The sequence below is a fragment of the Bradyrhizobium sp. 14AA genome (assembly GCF_054185205.1).
Map to the genome: position 1 here is coordinate 212,159 of NZ_JAVAYM010000010.1, position 14,992 is coordinate 227,150.

Sequence of the window (14,992 nt, forward strand, 5' to 3'; positions counted from 1 at the left end):
AAGGTGACCGTCATGATGGACCGCTCGAGCGCCGCTTCCGTCGATCCCGCATCTGCTCCCTCCCCCCACGACGCCAAGATTGACGCCAGGATCGACGCGAGGACTAACGCCAGGACTGACGCCAGGACTGACGCGAAGGGATTGCAGGAGGCGCTGTACGAGCAGATGTTCGCCAATGACGAGCCCGGCCTCGCCCCCGATGCGCAGACCGCGCCGGAGCCGCAGCAGCGCTGGCCACATCTGCGGCGCGGCGCCAAGATCGCGATCGGGCTTGCCGTCATTGCCGTATTCGGCTGGCTGCCGTTACGCGCGATCTGGGAATATTCCAGCGTCGAGGCCGTGCTGAATTCCCGCCTCGTCACACTGCGCACGCCGATCGGCGGCCGTGTGGCGGCCGCGCAGCGCCTGACCGACCAGGCCAGGTTAGATGCCGGCACCGTGGTCCTGCGCGTGGTCAACTCGCGCAGCGATCGCACCCGGCTCGACGATCTTCGGCGGCAGAAATCGCGCCTGGAAAACGAGCGACCGAGCCTTGCCGCCAAGCTTGCCTCGGCCCAGGCAGCGCAAAAGGACCTGGCGCGACAGGCCAGCCAATTCCGCGACGGGCGCGTGCTGCAGCTCGAGGCCCGCATTGCCGAGATCCAGACCTCGATCGAGGCGGCGGCAGCGCGGCGGGACGAGGCCAGCGCCGCCGTCGACCGCGCATCCTCGCTGGCGAAAACCGGCAACGTCTCGACGGTCGAGCTGGCGCGGCTGACGCGCGAGCTATCGGTGTCACAGCAGACCGAGCTCGGTGCACGCAAGCGGCTGGACGCCGCCAAGGTCGAGCTCACCGCGGCACAAAACGGCTCGTTCCTCGGCGACAGCTACAACGACCGGCCAAGCTCGGTGCAGCGCGAGGAGGAAATGCGCCAGCGCGCCGGCGACCTCGAGGCCGATCTCGCACGCATCGACACCGAGATCGCCTGGCTCGCCAACGAGATGATCATCGAGGAGGTTCGCTTCGCCGATCTCTCCGAAGCCAACATCACGACGCCCGTCGCAGGCCGCGTCTGGGAGATGATGACCTCGCCGGGCGAGGACGTGCAAGCCGGCCAACCCCTGCTCAAGGTGCTCGATTGCAGCAGCGCCGTCATCACAGCGAACGTCACCGAGAACGTCTACAACCGCCTGCAGCTCGGTGACCACGCGACATTCGAGCCGAACGACGGCGGCACGCCGATCTCCGGCACCGTGGTCAATCTGACCGGCGCCGCCGGCGCGCCCGCCAATCTCGCCATCAATCCTGATGCGCTGAGCAAGGAGCCCTATCGCGTGACCGTTGCGCTTGCCGATGCCGCCGCCCACGGCTGCACGGTGGGACGCACCGGCCGCGTCGTGTTTGCAAGGCAAGAGACCGCACCGTGACGACGGCGCTGGCACCCGGCCTGATTGCACTCGGCGCCTTCATGGCGATCGTGCCGCTGCTCAGGCGCGACAGCACGATGGCGCGAACTTTCCTGGCCGTCGTGTCGCTGGTCTTGCTGCTCCGCTATCTTCACTGGCGCGTCACAGCGACCCTCCCGCCGCCGCATCTGACGGCGGATGCCGCGATCGGCTATCCCTTCATGCTGCTGGAAGCGGCTTCGCTGGTCGCAGTCACGCTGTCGCTGCTGTTCCTCAGCCGCACGCTCGACCGCACCAAGGCGGCGAGGATCGACAGCCGCGCCACCGATCCCGGCGCGCCGCTGATCGACGTCTTCATCTGCACCTACAACGAGGAACGATCGATCCTCGAGCGCACCATCATCGGCGCCACCGGCATGGATTACGGCAACTACCGCGTCTGGGTACTCGACGACGGCCGACGACCCTGGCTGCGGCGCCTTTCGGGCGAACTCGGCTGCCATTATCTGACGCGGCCCGACAACCATCACGCCAAGGCCGGCAACATCAATCATGCGCTCCGGCATGTCGGTACGCTGCCGGAGCGGCCGGACTTCGTCGCCATCCTCGATGCGGACTTCGTGCCGCGGCCCGACTTCCTCGCGCGCACCGTCTCGCTCATGGACGATGCGTCGGTCGGCGTGGTGCAGACGCCGCAGCACTTCATCAATCCCGATCCGATCCAGACCAACCTCGCCGCAACCGACGTCTGGCCGGACGAGCAGCGCTTCTTCTTCGACATCCTGCTGCCGGCGAAAGATGCCTGGGGTGTCGCCTTCTGCTGCGGCACCTCGTCCCTCATTCGCTATGACGGGCTGGTGCGGATCGGCGGATTTCCGACCGACTCCGTCACCGAGGATTATCTCGTCACGCTCCGCCTGAAAGAGCATGGCCTCAACACGATCTATCTCAACGAGCGGCTGACGATCGGGCTCGCGCCGGAAGGGCTGAAGGAATACATCACCCAGCGCGCCCGATGGTGCCTCGGCCTGATGCAAATCGTGCGCGGCCGCAGCGGACCGTTCTCGCAGACCTCGAAGCTTTCGTTCATCGACCGGCTCTCGCTGGTCGATGCCTTCATGAGCTGGGCCGCGGTCTACACGTCGAAGGTGGCAGGGCTCATCGTGCCCTGGCTGTTCCTGCTGTTCGGCATCAAGGCGGTCCGGGCCGACCTGACCGAGCTGCTGCGCTATTTTCTGCCGTTCTATGTCTGGCACGGCCTTACCATGGCCTGGCTGTCGCGCGGCCGCTCGCTCGCCATGATGACGGATGTCTCGCAGCTCATCGCCGCGCCCGCCGTGCTCAAGGCGGTGGCAACCGGCCTGTTGAAGCCGAAGGGACACAAGTTCAAGGTCACCGCGAAAGGCGGCGACCGTGACCGGCGATTCGTCGAATGGCCGCTGCTGCGAATTTACGGCTGCGCGCTTGTCATCACGCTCACGGCCATCGCCTATGCCTTCATCCTGCATTTGCGCGGCGAGAACATCGCCTATGGCGGACTGGCGCTGGCCTGGAGCCTGTACAATGCGCTCATCCTCACCGTGGTCTGCTTTGTCTGCATCGAGCAGCCGCGCAAGCGCAAGGCGGAGCGCTTTGATCGCAATGAGCCGGTGCTGCTGCGCCAGGACGGCAGGTCGCATCTCGCGCGGCTCGCCGACATCTCCATTACCGGCGCGCGGCTGATCGATCCCGATCCGCCGCACCCCGGCAGCACGATCGAATGCCGGATCTACGGCCGCGCGATCGCCGCGATCGTGGTGCGACGGACGACGGATGGATTCGCGGTGCGGTTCGAGGAAGGCATGGATACGCGCGTGCACGCCATCAGGGCGTTCTATGCGGGCGAGTATGTCCGCGCCTATCAGGGCGTCAGGGCGCTCCCGGTGGGAAAAGCGCTGCTGCTGCGGCTGTTCGGCTGAGGTGGCACGGAAAGGATGGCCTGAGGCCGCCACTTCACCTAAACTTCGGGCGAATCCACACCTGCCCCTTCCCCGCCGGAACCCCTATGGTCCAGACCCGATTTCTGATCGCGGCCGTCGCGCTCCTCGCTTGCTCCGCCACCGCTTCCGCCCAGTTTGCGCCGCCGCCAAGGCCTGCGGCGCCCAAGGCCACTGCACCGTCGCCGCGCGCGGCGTCGTGCCATAACGGCGCGAGCTTCGATCGCTTCCTCACCGACGTGAAGCAACAGGCGGTGGCCGCCGGTGTGTCGCAGCGGACGATTGTGGATGCCTCGCCCTACCTCGTCTACGACCAGGGCATCGTCAACCGCGACCGCGGCCAGCGCGTGTTCGGCCAGCTCTTCACCGAATTTGCCGGGCGCATGGCCGCGCCCTATCGCATGCAGAACGGCCAGCAGCACATCAAGAACCACGCGGCGGCATTCGCGCGCGCGGAAAAGGAATACGGCGTGCCGCCGGCGGTGATTGCCGCGTTCTGGGGCCTGGAGAGCGACTTCGGCGTCAACATGGGCAATCTGCCGACGCTGAAATCGCTGGTGTCGCTGGCCTATGACTGCCGCCGCTCTGAGATGTTCGTGGGCGAGACCATCGCCGCGCTGAAGATCATCGACCGCGGCGACCTGCATCCGGACGAGATGATCGGGTCCTGGGCCGGCGAGCTCGGGCAGACGCAGTTCCTGCCAGTGCATTACGTCAACTACGCCGTCGACTATGACGGCGACGGACGGCGCGACCTGCTCCGCAGCGAGGACGACGTGATCGGCTCGACCGCGAACTACATCGCCAACGGCTTGAAGTGGCGGCGCGGCGAGCCGTGGCTGGAAGAGATCAAGGTGCCGCAGAACCTGCCGTGGGATCAGACCGACCTCACCGTGCAGCTGCCGCGCTCGAAATGGGGGCAGTTGGGCGTGACCTATCCCGACGGCCGTCCGCTGCCGAGCGACAATCTCGCGGCCTCCGTGCTGCTGCCGATGGGCCGCTTTGGTCCGGCCTTCATGGCGTACGCGAATTTCGCGGCCTACACGGAGTGGAATAACTCGCTGATCTATTCGACCACCGCGGGCTATCTCGCCACCCGCATCGCGGGCGCTGCCCCGATGCGCAAGCCAGCGGGGCCGGTCGCGCAGCTGCCGTTCAATGAGCTCAAGCAATTGCAGCAGCTTCTCGTCCAGGCCGGCTTCAATGTCGGCAAGATCGATGGCGTGCTGGGACAGCAGAGCCGCGCGGCGGTGAAGGCGATGCAGATCAAATATGGCCTGCCGGCCGATTCCTGGCCGACCGCCGAGCTCTTGGCTCGCATGCGCGGCGGCACGGCGCAGGCGCAGCCCCAGGCGACGGCGCGGTAGAATTTTCGCACCGCACAAGCCGCTTTCGCGATTGTATTTTTCCATGAGGCTCCCATGTGAGTGGCTCAGGTTTTCTCCTGAGCTTTCCCCTCATTGAAGCGAGCATCACATGTCCTTCCACGACGCCGTCGTCCCCGCGTACTTGCAAATGCTGAACAGCCTGACCGGCCTGCTCACCAAAGCCGAGGCGCATTGCGCGGCCAAGAAGGTCGATCCCGCCGTCCTGCTCGGCTCCCGCCTCTTCCCGGACATGCTGCCGCTGTCGAAGCAGATCCAGCTCGTCAGCGATTTCGCCACCAAGGGCTGCGCGCGCCTGACCCATAGCGAAGTGCCCTCCAACCCCGATACCGAGACCAGCTTTGCGGAATTGAAGCAGCGGCTGGCGAAGACGATCGACTACGTCAAGTCGTTCAAGCCCGAGCAATTCGAGGGCGCCGAGAGCAAGGACGTGACCTTCCCGGCCGGCCCCGACAAGTCGATCACCATGAAGGGCCAGCAATTCCTGAGTGCGTTCTCGCTGCCGAACTTCTATTTCCACGCCGCGACTGCCCACGGCATCTTGCGTCACAACGGCGTCGAGATCGGCAAGCGCGATTTCATGGGCGCGAACTGACTTGTCAGATCGCACGGCTGCGGTAGCGGAATTCTGCTGCCGCGGCCAAAATTGCACATGAATCATGCTACGCGGCGACTGCCGCGTAGCTCGCCTGCACTTTCCGTATGGCTCGTCCCTTGCGCCTGATGTCGCGATGCACAAGTGTTCAAGACCTCTCACCGCCTGGAAGCATTTCCCATGAGCCGTCCGACCAAATTGTTTGAGACCTACAAGCTCGGCCCGATCACGCTGGCCAACCGTTTCGTGATGGCGCCTCTGACGCGCAACCGCGCCGTTCCCGGCACCTTCGTACCCGGCGCACTCGCGGCCGACTATTACGGCCAGCGCGCTTCCGCAGGCCTTCTGATCACCGAAGCGAGCCAGATTTCGCAGCAGGGCCAGGGTTACCAGGACACCCCCGGCATCTACAGCAAGGACCAGGTCGCCGGCTGGCGCAAGGTCACCGACAAGGTCCATGAGCGCGGCGGCAAGATCTTCATCCAGCTCTGGCATGTCGGCCGCATCTCCCACGTCGACCTTCAGGCGAATGGCGGTGCTCCGGTGGCGCCCAGCGCGATCCGCGCCAAGGGCAAGACCTTTGTGAATGGCACCTTCGCCGACGTCTCCGAGCCGCGCGCGCTCGAGCTCTCCGAAATCCCCGGGATCATCGACGATTTCAAGCGCGCCACGAAGAATGCGCTGGAGGCCGGCTTCGACGGCGTCGAGATCCACGGCGCCAACGGCTACCTGCTCGACCAGTTCGCCAAGGATGGCGCCAACAAGCGCACGGATGCCTATGGCGGCTCCATCGAGAACCGCGCGCGGCTGATGCTCGAAGTCTCCAGGGCCGTCGCGTCCGAGGCCGGCGCCGACCGCACCGGCATCCGCATCTCGCCGGTGACGCCGGCCAACGACATCGTGGATTCCAACCCGCAAGCCTTGTTCGACCACATCGTCGACGGCCTCAGCGCGCTCAAGCTGGTCTATCTCCACGTCGTCGAGGGCGCCACGGGCGGGCCGCGCGACTTCGCGCCGTTCGACTATGCGTCCTTGCGCAAGCACTTCTCCGGCGCCTATGTCGCCAACAACGGTTACGACTTCGATCTCGCCAGCAAGGTGCTGGACGCGAACGCGGCCGATCTCATCGCCTTCGGCAAGCCCTTCATCTCCAACCCCGACCTCGTCGAGCGGCTGAAGCAGGGTGCGGCACTGAACGATTGGGATAAGAACACGTTCTACGGCGGCGGCGCCAAGGGCTACACGGACTATCCGACGCTGGCGGCCGAGCCGGCGGAGTGATTTCCTCTCCCTCTCCCCGCTTGCGGGGAGAGGGCCGTGGCGCGGAGTTGCTCCCCGCCATCACCTATGCGGACGCGCGGGTGTCTGCCTCGGCCGCCACCATGCGCTCCACAATGCGGCGCATGCGCTGCGGGGCGGCGTCGATGGCGAGGCGTATTGTCTTGGCGTTGGGACGAGCCTGAACGACCTCCTCGATGCGTTCCAGAATCTCCTTGTCCTCGTTGAAGGCGATGCGAAAGTCGGCGTGCAGGCGCTGATCGACGTCGGCATCGTCAAGCGCGAAATTGCGTACATGGAGCCAGTGGTCGATGCAGACGTCGTCGTCGACCGGTGTGATGAAGTGGCATGCGAAGATGCGCAGTCCCCTGCCGCGATCTTCCGGATCGGCGATTGCGCCGGCATCGGCGCTGCCGAAGTCGATCACCGCGATGCAGGGCGCGACATAGTCGTAATAGTGCCAGCGATCGACATGGCCGCTGAAGCTGCCGTATTTGGCAAACAGCGGAATTGCCGGCGCATTCCGGATCCAGCGCCAGACCAGCACGCCACGATCGCCAAAGGTGTGTTCCACCGGAATCTCTTCGCTCGCGGAATTGCCGAGCGTCGACAGGTGCACGAAGCTGACATGCGCGGGATCGCAGAGGTTGTCGGCAAGGTTGAGGTAATTGGTCTTTATCAGCAGCGCATCGCCCTCGGCAGCATGCCAGCCGGCCTCCCCATATTGCGGCAGGTCATAGATCAGCGACGGATCGGCGAGCGACGGATCGCCCGGCCATATCCAGATCAGGCCCAATTTTTCCCTGAGCGGGTAAGAGGGCACGCGCGCGCTCGGCGGAATGGTCGGTTGGCCGGGAATCCGGACACAGCGTCCGTCGGGCCCAAAGGTCATGCCATGATATCCGCATTCGACCGCATCGCCTCTGAGCTTGCCCATCGACAACGGCGCGAGCCGGTGCGGGCAGGCATCGTCGAGCGCGACCACCTCGCCCTTCTCGCTGCGGTAAACGACGAGGTCGACGCCGAGGATACGGTGACGTGAGAGCTTGCGCGTGACGTTGCGCGACCACGTGAGCGGATACCATGTATTGCGCGGAGCGAGCAGGTTCATCGGGATCACCTCTAGTTCTTCAGCTTGGCCAGCACCTCGGCGTCGGCAGGCTGGTAGTCGGCCCCATCGACATAGCGCCAATCGGTCATCACGCCTTGGCCATCCCGCACCGCGAGCTTGCCGATATAGACACCCATGGTCGACTGATGATCGATCGCGCGGAAGGCCACAGGGCCTACGGGGGTATCGACCTCCAGATGTTCCATCGACTTGATCAGATCGTCGGTCTTGACCGAGCCGGCCGTCTCGATCGCTTTCGCCAGCACGAGGGTGTTGATGTAACCGATGAGGGCGCCGATATTCGGCGGCTCCTTGTATCGTGCGACATAGGCTTTCAGGAACGCGTCGTGGGACGACGTCTTGATCTCGCTCCAGGGATATCCGGTGACCAGCCAGCCGGGCGGGGCCTCGTCCTTCAGCGGCGCGAGATATTCCGGCTCGCCGGAGAGAATGCTGACGACTGCACGGTTTGCAAACGCATTCCGGGTCGTTCCCTCGCGCACGAGCTTGGCGAGGTCCGCTCCGAATGTCGCGTTGAAGATGGCGTCCGGATTCTCGGCCGTCATCGCCTGCACGATCGCTCCCGCATCGATCTTGCCGAGCGGTGGCCACTGTTCGGAGACGAATTCGACGTCGGGCCTGAGCCGCTTCAATTCGCGCCTGAAGCTCGCCACCGCGGCCTGTCCGAACTCATAGTTCGGCGCAATCGTCGCCCAGCGCCGCGCCGGGAACTTGGCCGCCTCCTTTGCCAGGATCGAGGCTTGCGTATACGTGCTCGGTCGTAGCCGGAACGTGTAACGATTGCCCTTCTCCCATATCAATGCATCCGTGAGTGGTTGCGAAGCGAGAAAGAAGATCTGCTTCTGCTTGGCGAAATCGGCGACCGCAAGCCCGATATGGGAGAGAATGGTACCGGTCAGGAGATCGACCTGCTCACCGTCGACAAGCTGTCCGGCCGCCGTGATCGCCACGTCGGGCTTGCCGGCATCATCGCGCGCGATGATCTCGAGCTTGCGGCCGAGCACACCGCCTTTGCCGTTGATCTGGTCACGCGCCAGTTCCCAGCCCTGGCGGTAGCCGCGGGTCCCCGCCGGAAGAGCAGAATAGCTGGAGATCTCGCCAATCTTGATCGGCGGCGGGTCCGCCGCCTGGCCCGTGCCGCAGGCCACGGCGAGGACAAGGCCGACGCATTTCAAGACAGCCAGAACGCGCATATGAGCCTCCCATCCCGGGACGAGCTAATGTATGTAGTACTTACTACATAGCGAACATCAGGCGCTTTTGGTTGTCAATGACGAAAAAACGGCGGACTTGCCAAAAAAGCGGCAAGCCCCATCCTGCGGGTTGTGATTCCAGGGATATGCGATGGCCAACGACACAGAGCTGCCCCGCACGCTCGCTGCCCCGCGACGGGCGGCCAAGCGGAAGCGGGCCTCAACGACCCGGCGGACGCGGGCGCCTGATCAAACCCGTGAGGCCATTCTGCGCGCGGCCGTCGCCGAATTTGCCCGCGAAGGATATGGCGGCGCGCGGGTCGATCGCATCGGCAAGGCCGCCAAGAGCAACGACCGGATGCTCTATTACTATTTCAAGAGCAAGGAGAAGCTGTTCCATCAGGTCATCGAGCATTGCTATTCCGACCTGGTTGCATCGGAAGAGGCGCTCGACCTCGATTTTTCCAGGCCGCGCGAAGCCCTCGCCGCACTGGTCGCCTTCAATTGGCACTACTACTGGGCCCACCCGGAGCTATTGAGCATTCTCGCTTCGGAGAATCTGTTCAAGGGCCGTCACGTCAGGAACAACATCCGCCGCAGCTTCGCCAACACGCAACTGGGCATGTTGGAGCGCGTGCTCCAGAGCGGCATCGAGCGCGGCGATTTCAGGCCGGACTGCGATCGCTTCCACCTTTATCTGTCGATTCTCTCACTCACCTATTTCTACCGTGCCAACCTCTACACGCTGTCGAGTTACACGCAGGTCGACCTTGCGGATCAGGAGATGCGGAGGGCGTGGCTTGCACACGTGCAGGCGATGATCGCGGATTTGGTGAAGCGGACGGCGTGAGGCCGGGGCGGCCACGGAGATACCGCAAGCAAAGAAAGGCCGGGATCGCTCCCGGCCTTTCGTCGTCATCGGATGGCGTGGGCTGGTACGCCTGTCCTGCTTGTCGCCTTACTTCGCTTCCGCGCGCTTGGGCGGGGTGGCCGGCCACGACTTGATCAGGGTGTCGTAGTCCACCGTCTCGCCCTTCGGCTTCTCGTTGGCGAGCTTGCGCTGCGGCGCGATCGTGCCGTCCTTCTGGGCCTTGGCGAACCAGTACTCGGCAGACTCCTTCTTGTGGAGCTTCGGACCGCAGGCGCCCTGCACGCCGGACTTCTCCAGACGCTCCATCACGGAGTCCTGGGCAGCGGCGAGCGAGTCCATCGCGGCTTGCGGCGTCTTCGCACCGGACGACGCATCGCCGATGTTCTGCCACCAGAGCTGCGCGAGCTTCGGATAGTCGGGCACGTTGTTGCCGGTCGGGGTCCACTGCACGCGCGCGGGCGAGCGGTAGAACTCGATCAGGCCGCCGAGCTTCGGCGCACGCTCGGTGAACGACTTGTCCCAGATGTCGGATTCACGGATGAAGGTGAGACCGACATGGCTCTTCTTCAGCGACACCGTCTTGGAGACGATGAACTGGAGATAGAGCCAGGCCGCCTTGCGGCGGTCCGCCGGGGTCGACTTCAGCAGCGTGAGCGAGCCGGCATCCTGGTAGCCGAGCTTCATGCCTTCCTTCCAGTACGAACCGTGCGGCGACGGAGCCATACGCCATTTCGGCGTACCGTCCGCGTTCATCACGGCGATGCCCGGCTTCACCATGTCGGCGGTGAAGGCGGTGTACCAGAACATCTGCTGGGCGATGTTGCCCTGCGCCGGCACCGGGCCCGACTCTGAGAAGGTCATGCCCTGGGCCTGCGGCGGAGCATACTTCTTCATCCACTCGAGGTACTTGGTGATCGAGTAGACCGCGGCCGGACCGTTGGTGTCGCCACCACGCTCGACCGAGGAGCCGACCGGGCGGCAGCCTTCCATGCGGATGCCCCACTCGTCGACCGGCAGACCGTTCGGAATGCCCTTGTCGCCGTTACCGGCCATCGACAGCCAGGCGTCGGTGAAACGCCAGCCGAGCGACGGGTCCTTCTTGCCATAGTCCATATGGCCGTAGACCTTGACGCCGTTGATCTCCTTGATGTCGTTGGTGAAGAACTCGGCGATGTCCTCATAGGCGGACCAGTTCACGGGCACGCCCAGCTCGTAGCCATACTTGGCCTTGAACTTGGCCTTGTAGTCCGGGTTGGTGAACCAGTCGTAGCGGAACCAGTAGAGGTTGGCGAACTGCTGGTCGGGCAGCTGATAGAGCTTGCCGTCCGGCGCGGTGCCGAACGACTTGCCGATGAAGTCGTTGACGTCGAGCTGGGGATCGGTGACGTCCTTGCCCTCGCCGGTCATGTAGTCCGACAACGCGATGGTCTGGCCGTAGCGGAAGTGCGTGCCTATCAGGTCGGAATCGTTGATCCAGCCGTCGTACACGTTCTTGCCGGACTGCATCTGGGTCTGCAGCTTCTCGACGACGTCACCTTCCTGGATGATGTCGTGCTTGAGCTTGATGCCGGTGAGCTCGGAGAACGCCTTGGCCAGCGTCTGCGACTCGTATTCGTGAGTCGTGATGGTCTCGGAGACGACGTTGATCTCCATGCCCTTGAAGGGCTCGGCCGCCTTGGCGAACCACTCCAGCTCCTTCTTCTGGTCATCCTTCGACAGCGTCGAGGGCTGGAATTCCGCAATCCACTTCTGGATCGCGGCGTCGTCGGCGGCGCGAACCGGCGCCGAGACGGCGAACGACACCGCCAGAAGCGCGGCGGTGCTGGACATGGTCAGAAAGCTATTCTTGGTCAATGGACCTTTCCTTCTCCTAAACTGTCGCATGGTGTTCCTCCGTTGCAGCGACAAACTTTTATACAGGCCCGGGTTGGTCCCGGATCTGGCCGTCCCTTCGCGAGCTTCAGACCGTGCGGAAAATGAGCACGGCCGTCACCAGCGAAATTCCACTTGCAAGCCACAGGCGCGAGATTTCGACGCCATCTTCGCCGATCGGCAGCGTCGCGAGCGCGTCAGTGCCGATGAAGGCAATCCACAGGAGGTGGATGACGGCGGCCGTGATCAGCGAGATGAACAGGCGGTCGCCGCGCGTGGTCGGGATACTGAGCACGCCGACCCGCTCGGCCTCGGGATAGACGGCCGCAAGCCAGGTCATCACGGCCAGCGTGCAGGCCAGCGCAGCGAAGAAGATCGCCGTCGGCAGCGTCCAGGCCATCCATGCGATGGATTCCATTGATGCCTCCCTACACGCGACCGAGCGCGAAACCGCTCGCGATGTAATTGCGGACGAACCAGATCACGAGCGCGCCCGGAATGATGGTGAGCACGCCGGCGGCCGCCAGCAGCCCCCAGTCCATGCCGGCGGCCGACACCGTGCGCGTCATGATCGCCGCGATCGGCTTGGCCGACACCGAGGTCAGCGTGCGCGCGAGCAGCAGCTCGACCCAGGAGAACATGAAGCAGAAGAAGGCGGCGACGCCGATGCCGCTCGCGATCAGCGGCACCAGGATCTTGATGAAGAAGCGCGGAAAGGAATAGCCGTCGAGGAAGGCGGTCTCGTCGATCTCGCGCGGCACTCCGGAGACGAAGCCTTCGAGGATCCACACCGCCAGCGGGACGTTGAAGATGCAGTGCGCGAGCGCGACCGCCCAGGGCGTATCGAACAGGCCGATCGCCGAATAGAGGTTGAAGAACGGCAGCGCATAGACCGCGGCCGGCGCCATGCGGTTCGACAGCAGCCAGAAGAACAGATGCTTGTCGCCGAGGAAACGGTAGCGCGAGAACGCGTAGGCCGCCGGCAGCGCCACCGAGATCGAGATGATGGTGTTGAGGACGACGTATTCCAGCGAGTTGATGTAGCCGGAATACCAGCTTTCGTCGGTGAAGATGCGCTTGTAGTGCTGCAGCGTCGGGGCATGCGGCCACAGCGTCATCGTCGAGACGATCTCGGCGTTGGTCTTGAAGCTCATGTTGACGAGCCAGTAGATCGGCAACAGCAGGAAGATCAGGAACAGCGCCATGATGAGGCGACGGCCGGGGATCGAATGCATCAGGCCACTCCTTCCTTTGGCTTGAGCGCTGTCGCGGGCTTGAGCGCAGCCGAAGGCTTCCGCTCCGCCGCCGGCTCACTCTCCGCCTGAACTTTCCGTTCGACACCGGCATTGGTCATGACGGTGTAGAAGATCCAGCAGACGATCAGGATGATCAGATTGTAGACCAGCGACAACGCCGCGGCCTTGCCGAGGTCGAACTGGCCGAGCGCGATCTTGACGAGCTCGATCGAGACGAAGGTGGTGGAATTGCCCGGGCCGCCGCCGGTGACGACGAACGGCTCGGTGTAGATCATGAAGCTGTCCATGAAGCGCAGCAGCACCGCGATCAGCAGCACGCGGTTCATCTTGGGCAGCTGGATCGCCTTGAACACCGCCCAGCGCGAGGCGCCGTCAATCTGCGCAGCCTGGTAGTAGGCTTCGGGAATCGACTTCAGGCCGGCATAGCAGAGCAGCGCGACGAGGCTGGTCCAATGCCAGACGTCCATCACGATGACGGTCACCCACGCGTCGACGTCGTTGGAGACGTAATTGTAGTCGAGGCCGATATGGTTGAGGACGTACCCCATCAGACCGATGTCGGGGCGGCCAAAGATCTGCCAGATCGTGCCGACCACGTTCCACGGAATCAGAAGCGGCAGCGCGAGGATCACGAGGCAGGCCGCCACCGTCCAGCCCTGGCGCGGCATCGACAGCGCGACGACGATGCCCAGCGGCACCTCGATGGCGAGGATCACCAGCGAGAAGAACAGGTTGCGGCCGAGCGAAGCGAGAAAGCGGCCGCCGAGATCGGTCGAGGGATCGAGCAGCTCCTTGAACCAGCCGACGCCGTTCCAGAAGAACTGGTTGTTGCCGAAGGTGTCCTGCATCGAATAGTTCACCACCGTCATCAGCGGCAGCACCGCCGAGAAGGCGACGACCAGGAACACCGGCAGCACCAGGAACCAGGCTTTTTGGTTGACGGTCTTGTCCATCAGGCGGCCCCCTCCACCAGAAGGCTGTCGGCATAGACGTGCACATGCGACGGATCGAATTTCAGTCCGGCCGTGCCGTCCGAACTCGTGAATCCCGCCGGCGCGCGCGCCGCGAGCTTTGCATCACCGAGGCGCGCCCGCGCAAAACGGATGCGGCCGAGATCGTCGAGGCGTTCGATCTTCGCGGTGAGCAGGCCAGGCGTGGGAGCCACGACCTCCACGAATTCGGGACGAACGCCGATCTCGATCTTCGCGCCATCGGGCAGACGATCGTAGCTGCGGTTGAGCGCGATGACATGGCCGCCGATTCGCGCCTCGCGTCCCCTCACCTCCGCCGGCAGGATGTTCATGCCGGGCGAGCCGATGAAATAGCCGACGAAGGTATGGGCCGGCTTGTCGAACAGCTCGGCCGGCGTGCCGCTCTGCACCACGCGGCCGTCATGCATGACGACGACGGTGTCGGCGAAGGTCAGCGCCTCGGTCTGGTCGTGGGTGACATAGATCATCGTGAGGTCGAGCTCGCGATGCAACGCCTTCAGCTTGGAGCGAAGCTGCCATTTCAGCTCGGGATCGATCACGGTGAGCGGCTCGTCGAACAGGACCGCGGCGACGTCGTTGCGCACGAGGCCCCGGCCGAGCGAGATCTTCTGCTTGGCGTCGGCCGTGAGCCGCGTCGCCTTGCGGTTCAGATAGGGCTCGAGGTCGAGCAGGCGGCCGATCTCGGCGACACGCCTGTCGATATCGGCCTTCGGCACGCCGCGGTTCTTCAGCGGAAACGCCAGGTTCTCCCCCACCGTCATGGTGTCGTAGATCACCGGAAACTGGAACACCTGGGCGATGTTGCGCTTCTGGGTTGACAGCGGTGTGATGTCCACGCCGTCGAACAGGATTTTCCCCCGCGACGGCGTGATGATGCCGGAGATGACGTTGAGCAGCGTGGTCTTGCCGCAGCCGCTTGGGCCGAGCAGCGCATAGGCGCCGCCCTGCCGCCAGGTCATGGTCACCGGCTTCAGCGCAAAGGTGTCCTGCGGCGCGTCATTGCCGCCATAGGAATGGGCGAGATCGACGAGGTCAATGCGGGCCATGGCGCACCTC

Annotated in this window: 13 protein-coding genes; 6 read left to right on the top strand and 7 right to left on the bottom strand. The window is 64.3% G+C overall.

Annotated elements, in window-relative coordinates:
* The first annotated feature begins 12 nt into the window (after positions 1-12).
* The 5 genes from RAD15_RS20125 (at position 13) to RAD15_RS20145 (ending at position 6,623) form a co-directional block, all read left to right on the top strand.
* Entirely contained in the window at positions 13-1,407 is a 1,395-nt protein-coding gene (locus RAD15_RS20125; RefSeq protein WP_458179870.1) for an HlyD family secretion protein, read from the top strand.
* Positions 1,404-3,344, top strand: coding sequence for a glycosyltransferase (locus RAD15_RS20130; protein WP_458179871.1), 1,941 nt, complete (start codon positions 1,404-1,406; stop codon positions 3,342-3,344). Before RAD15_RS20125 ends, RAD15_RS20130 begins: the two co-directional genes overlap by 4 nt.
* Before the next feature lie 86 nt (positions 3,345-3,430).
* Positions 3,431-4,729 carry a lytic murein transglycosylase gene (locus tag RAD15_RS20135; RefSeq protein WP_458179872.1) on the top strand — a complete coding sequence of 433 codons (1,299 nt, stop codon included), beginning with the start codon at positions 3,431-3,433 and terminating at the stop codon, positions 4,727-4,729.
* Positions 4,730-4,838: 109 nt separating this feature from the next.
* Entirely contained in the window at positions 4,839-5,342 is a 504-nt protein-coding gene (locus RAD15_RS20140) for a DUF1993 domain-containing protein (RefSeq protein ID WP_458179873.1), read from the top strand.
* 180 nt (positions 5,343-5,522) lie between these two features.
* Complete coding sequence (locus RAD15_RS20145) at positions 5,523-6,623, top strand: alkene reductase (RefSeq protein WP_458179874.1); 1,101 nt, start codon at positions 5,523-5,525, stop codon at positions 6,621-6,623.
* Between the two features lie 64 nt (positions 6,624-6,687).
* Here the strand turns inward: RAD15_RS20145 and RAD15_RS20150 are convergent, their stop codons facing one another.
* Together RAD15_RS20150 and RAD15_RS20155 are read right to left on the bottom strand one after the other, a co-directional pair.
* Entirely contained in the window at positions 6,688-7,731 is a 1,044-nt protein-coding gene (locus RAD15_RS20150) for an aromatic ring-hydroxylating dioxygenase subunit alpha (RefSeq protein ID WP_458179875.1), read from the bottom strand.
* Between the two features lie 11 nt (positions 7,732-7,742).
* Positions 7,743-8,945, bottom strand: coding sequence for an ABC transporter substrate-binding protein (locus tag RAD15_RS20155; protein ID WP_458179876.1), 1,203 nt, complete (start codon positions 8,943-8,945; stop codon positions 7,743-7,745).
* Between the two features lie 151 nt (positions 8,946-9,096).
* Between RAD15_RS20155 and RAD15_RS20160 the strand changes: the two genes are divergently transcribed.
* Positions 9,097-9,795 carry a TetR/AcrR family transcriptional regulator gene (locus tag RAD15_RS20160; protein ID WP_458179877.1) on the top strand — a complete coding sequence of 233 codons (699 nt, stop codon included), beginning with the start codon at positions 9,097-9,099 and terminating at the stop codon, positions 9,793-9,795.
* Between the two features lie 108 nt (positions 9,796-9,903).
* Here RAD15_RS20160 and RAD15_RS20165 read toward each other — a convergent pair whose 3' ends face one another.
* The 5 genes from RAD15_RS20165 to RAD15_RS20185 form a co-directional block, all read right to left on the bottom strand.
* Positions 9,904-11,646, bottom strand: coding sequence for an ABC transporter substrate-binding protein (locus RAD15_RS20165; RefSeq protein ID WP_458179938.1), 1,743 nt, complete (start codon positions 11,644-11,646; stop codon positions 9,904-9,906).
* Between the two features lie 130 nt (positions 11,647-11,776).
* Complete coding sequence (locus RAD15_RS20170) at positions 11,777-12,106, bottom strand: DUF2160 domain-containing protein (RefSeq protein WP_458179878.1); 330 nt, start codon at positions 12,104-12,106, stop codon at positions 11,777-11,779.
* Positions 12,107-12,116: 10 nt separating this feature from the next.
* Positions 12,117-12,923, bottom strand: a complete 807-nt coding sequence (locus RAD15_RS20175) for a carbohydrate ABC transporter permease (RefSeq protein ID WP_018454979.1) — start codon at positions 12,921-12,923, stop codon at positions 12,117-12,119.
* Positions 12,923-13,897, bottom strand: a complete 975-nt coding sequence (locus RAD15_RS20180) for a carbohydrate ABC transporter permease (protein WP_458179879.1) — start codon at positions 13,895-13,897, stop codon at positions 12,923-12,925. The genes RAD15_RS20175 and RAD15_RS20180 overlap by 1 nt, the downstream gene beginning before the upstream one ends.
* Positions 13,897-14,982: an ABC transporter ATP-binding protein gene (locus tag RAD15_RS20185; protein WP_458179880.1), complete on the bottom strand. Its 1,086-nt coding sequence runs from the start codon at positions 14,980-14,982 to the stop codon at positions 13,897-13,899. Before RAD15_RS20185 ends, RAD15_RS20180 begins: the two co-directional genes overlap by 1 nt.
* Positions 14,983-14,992 lie beyond the last annotated feature (10 nt).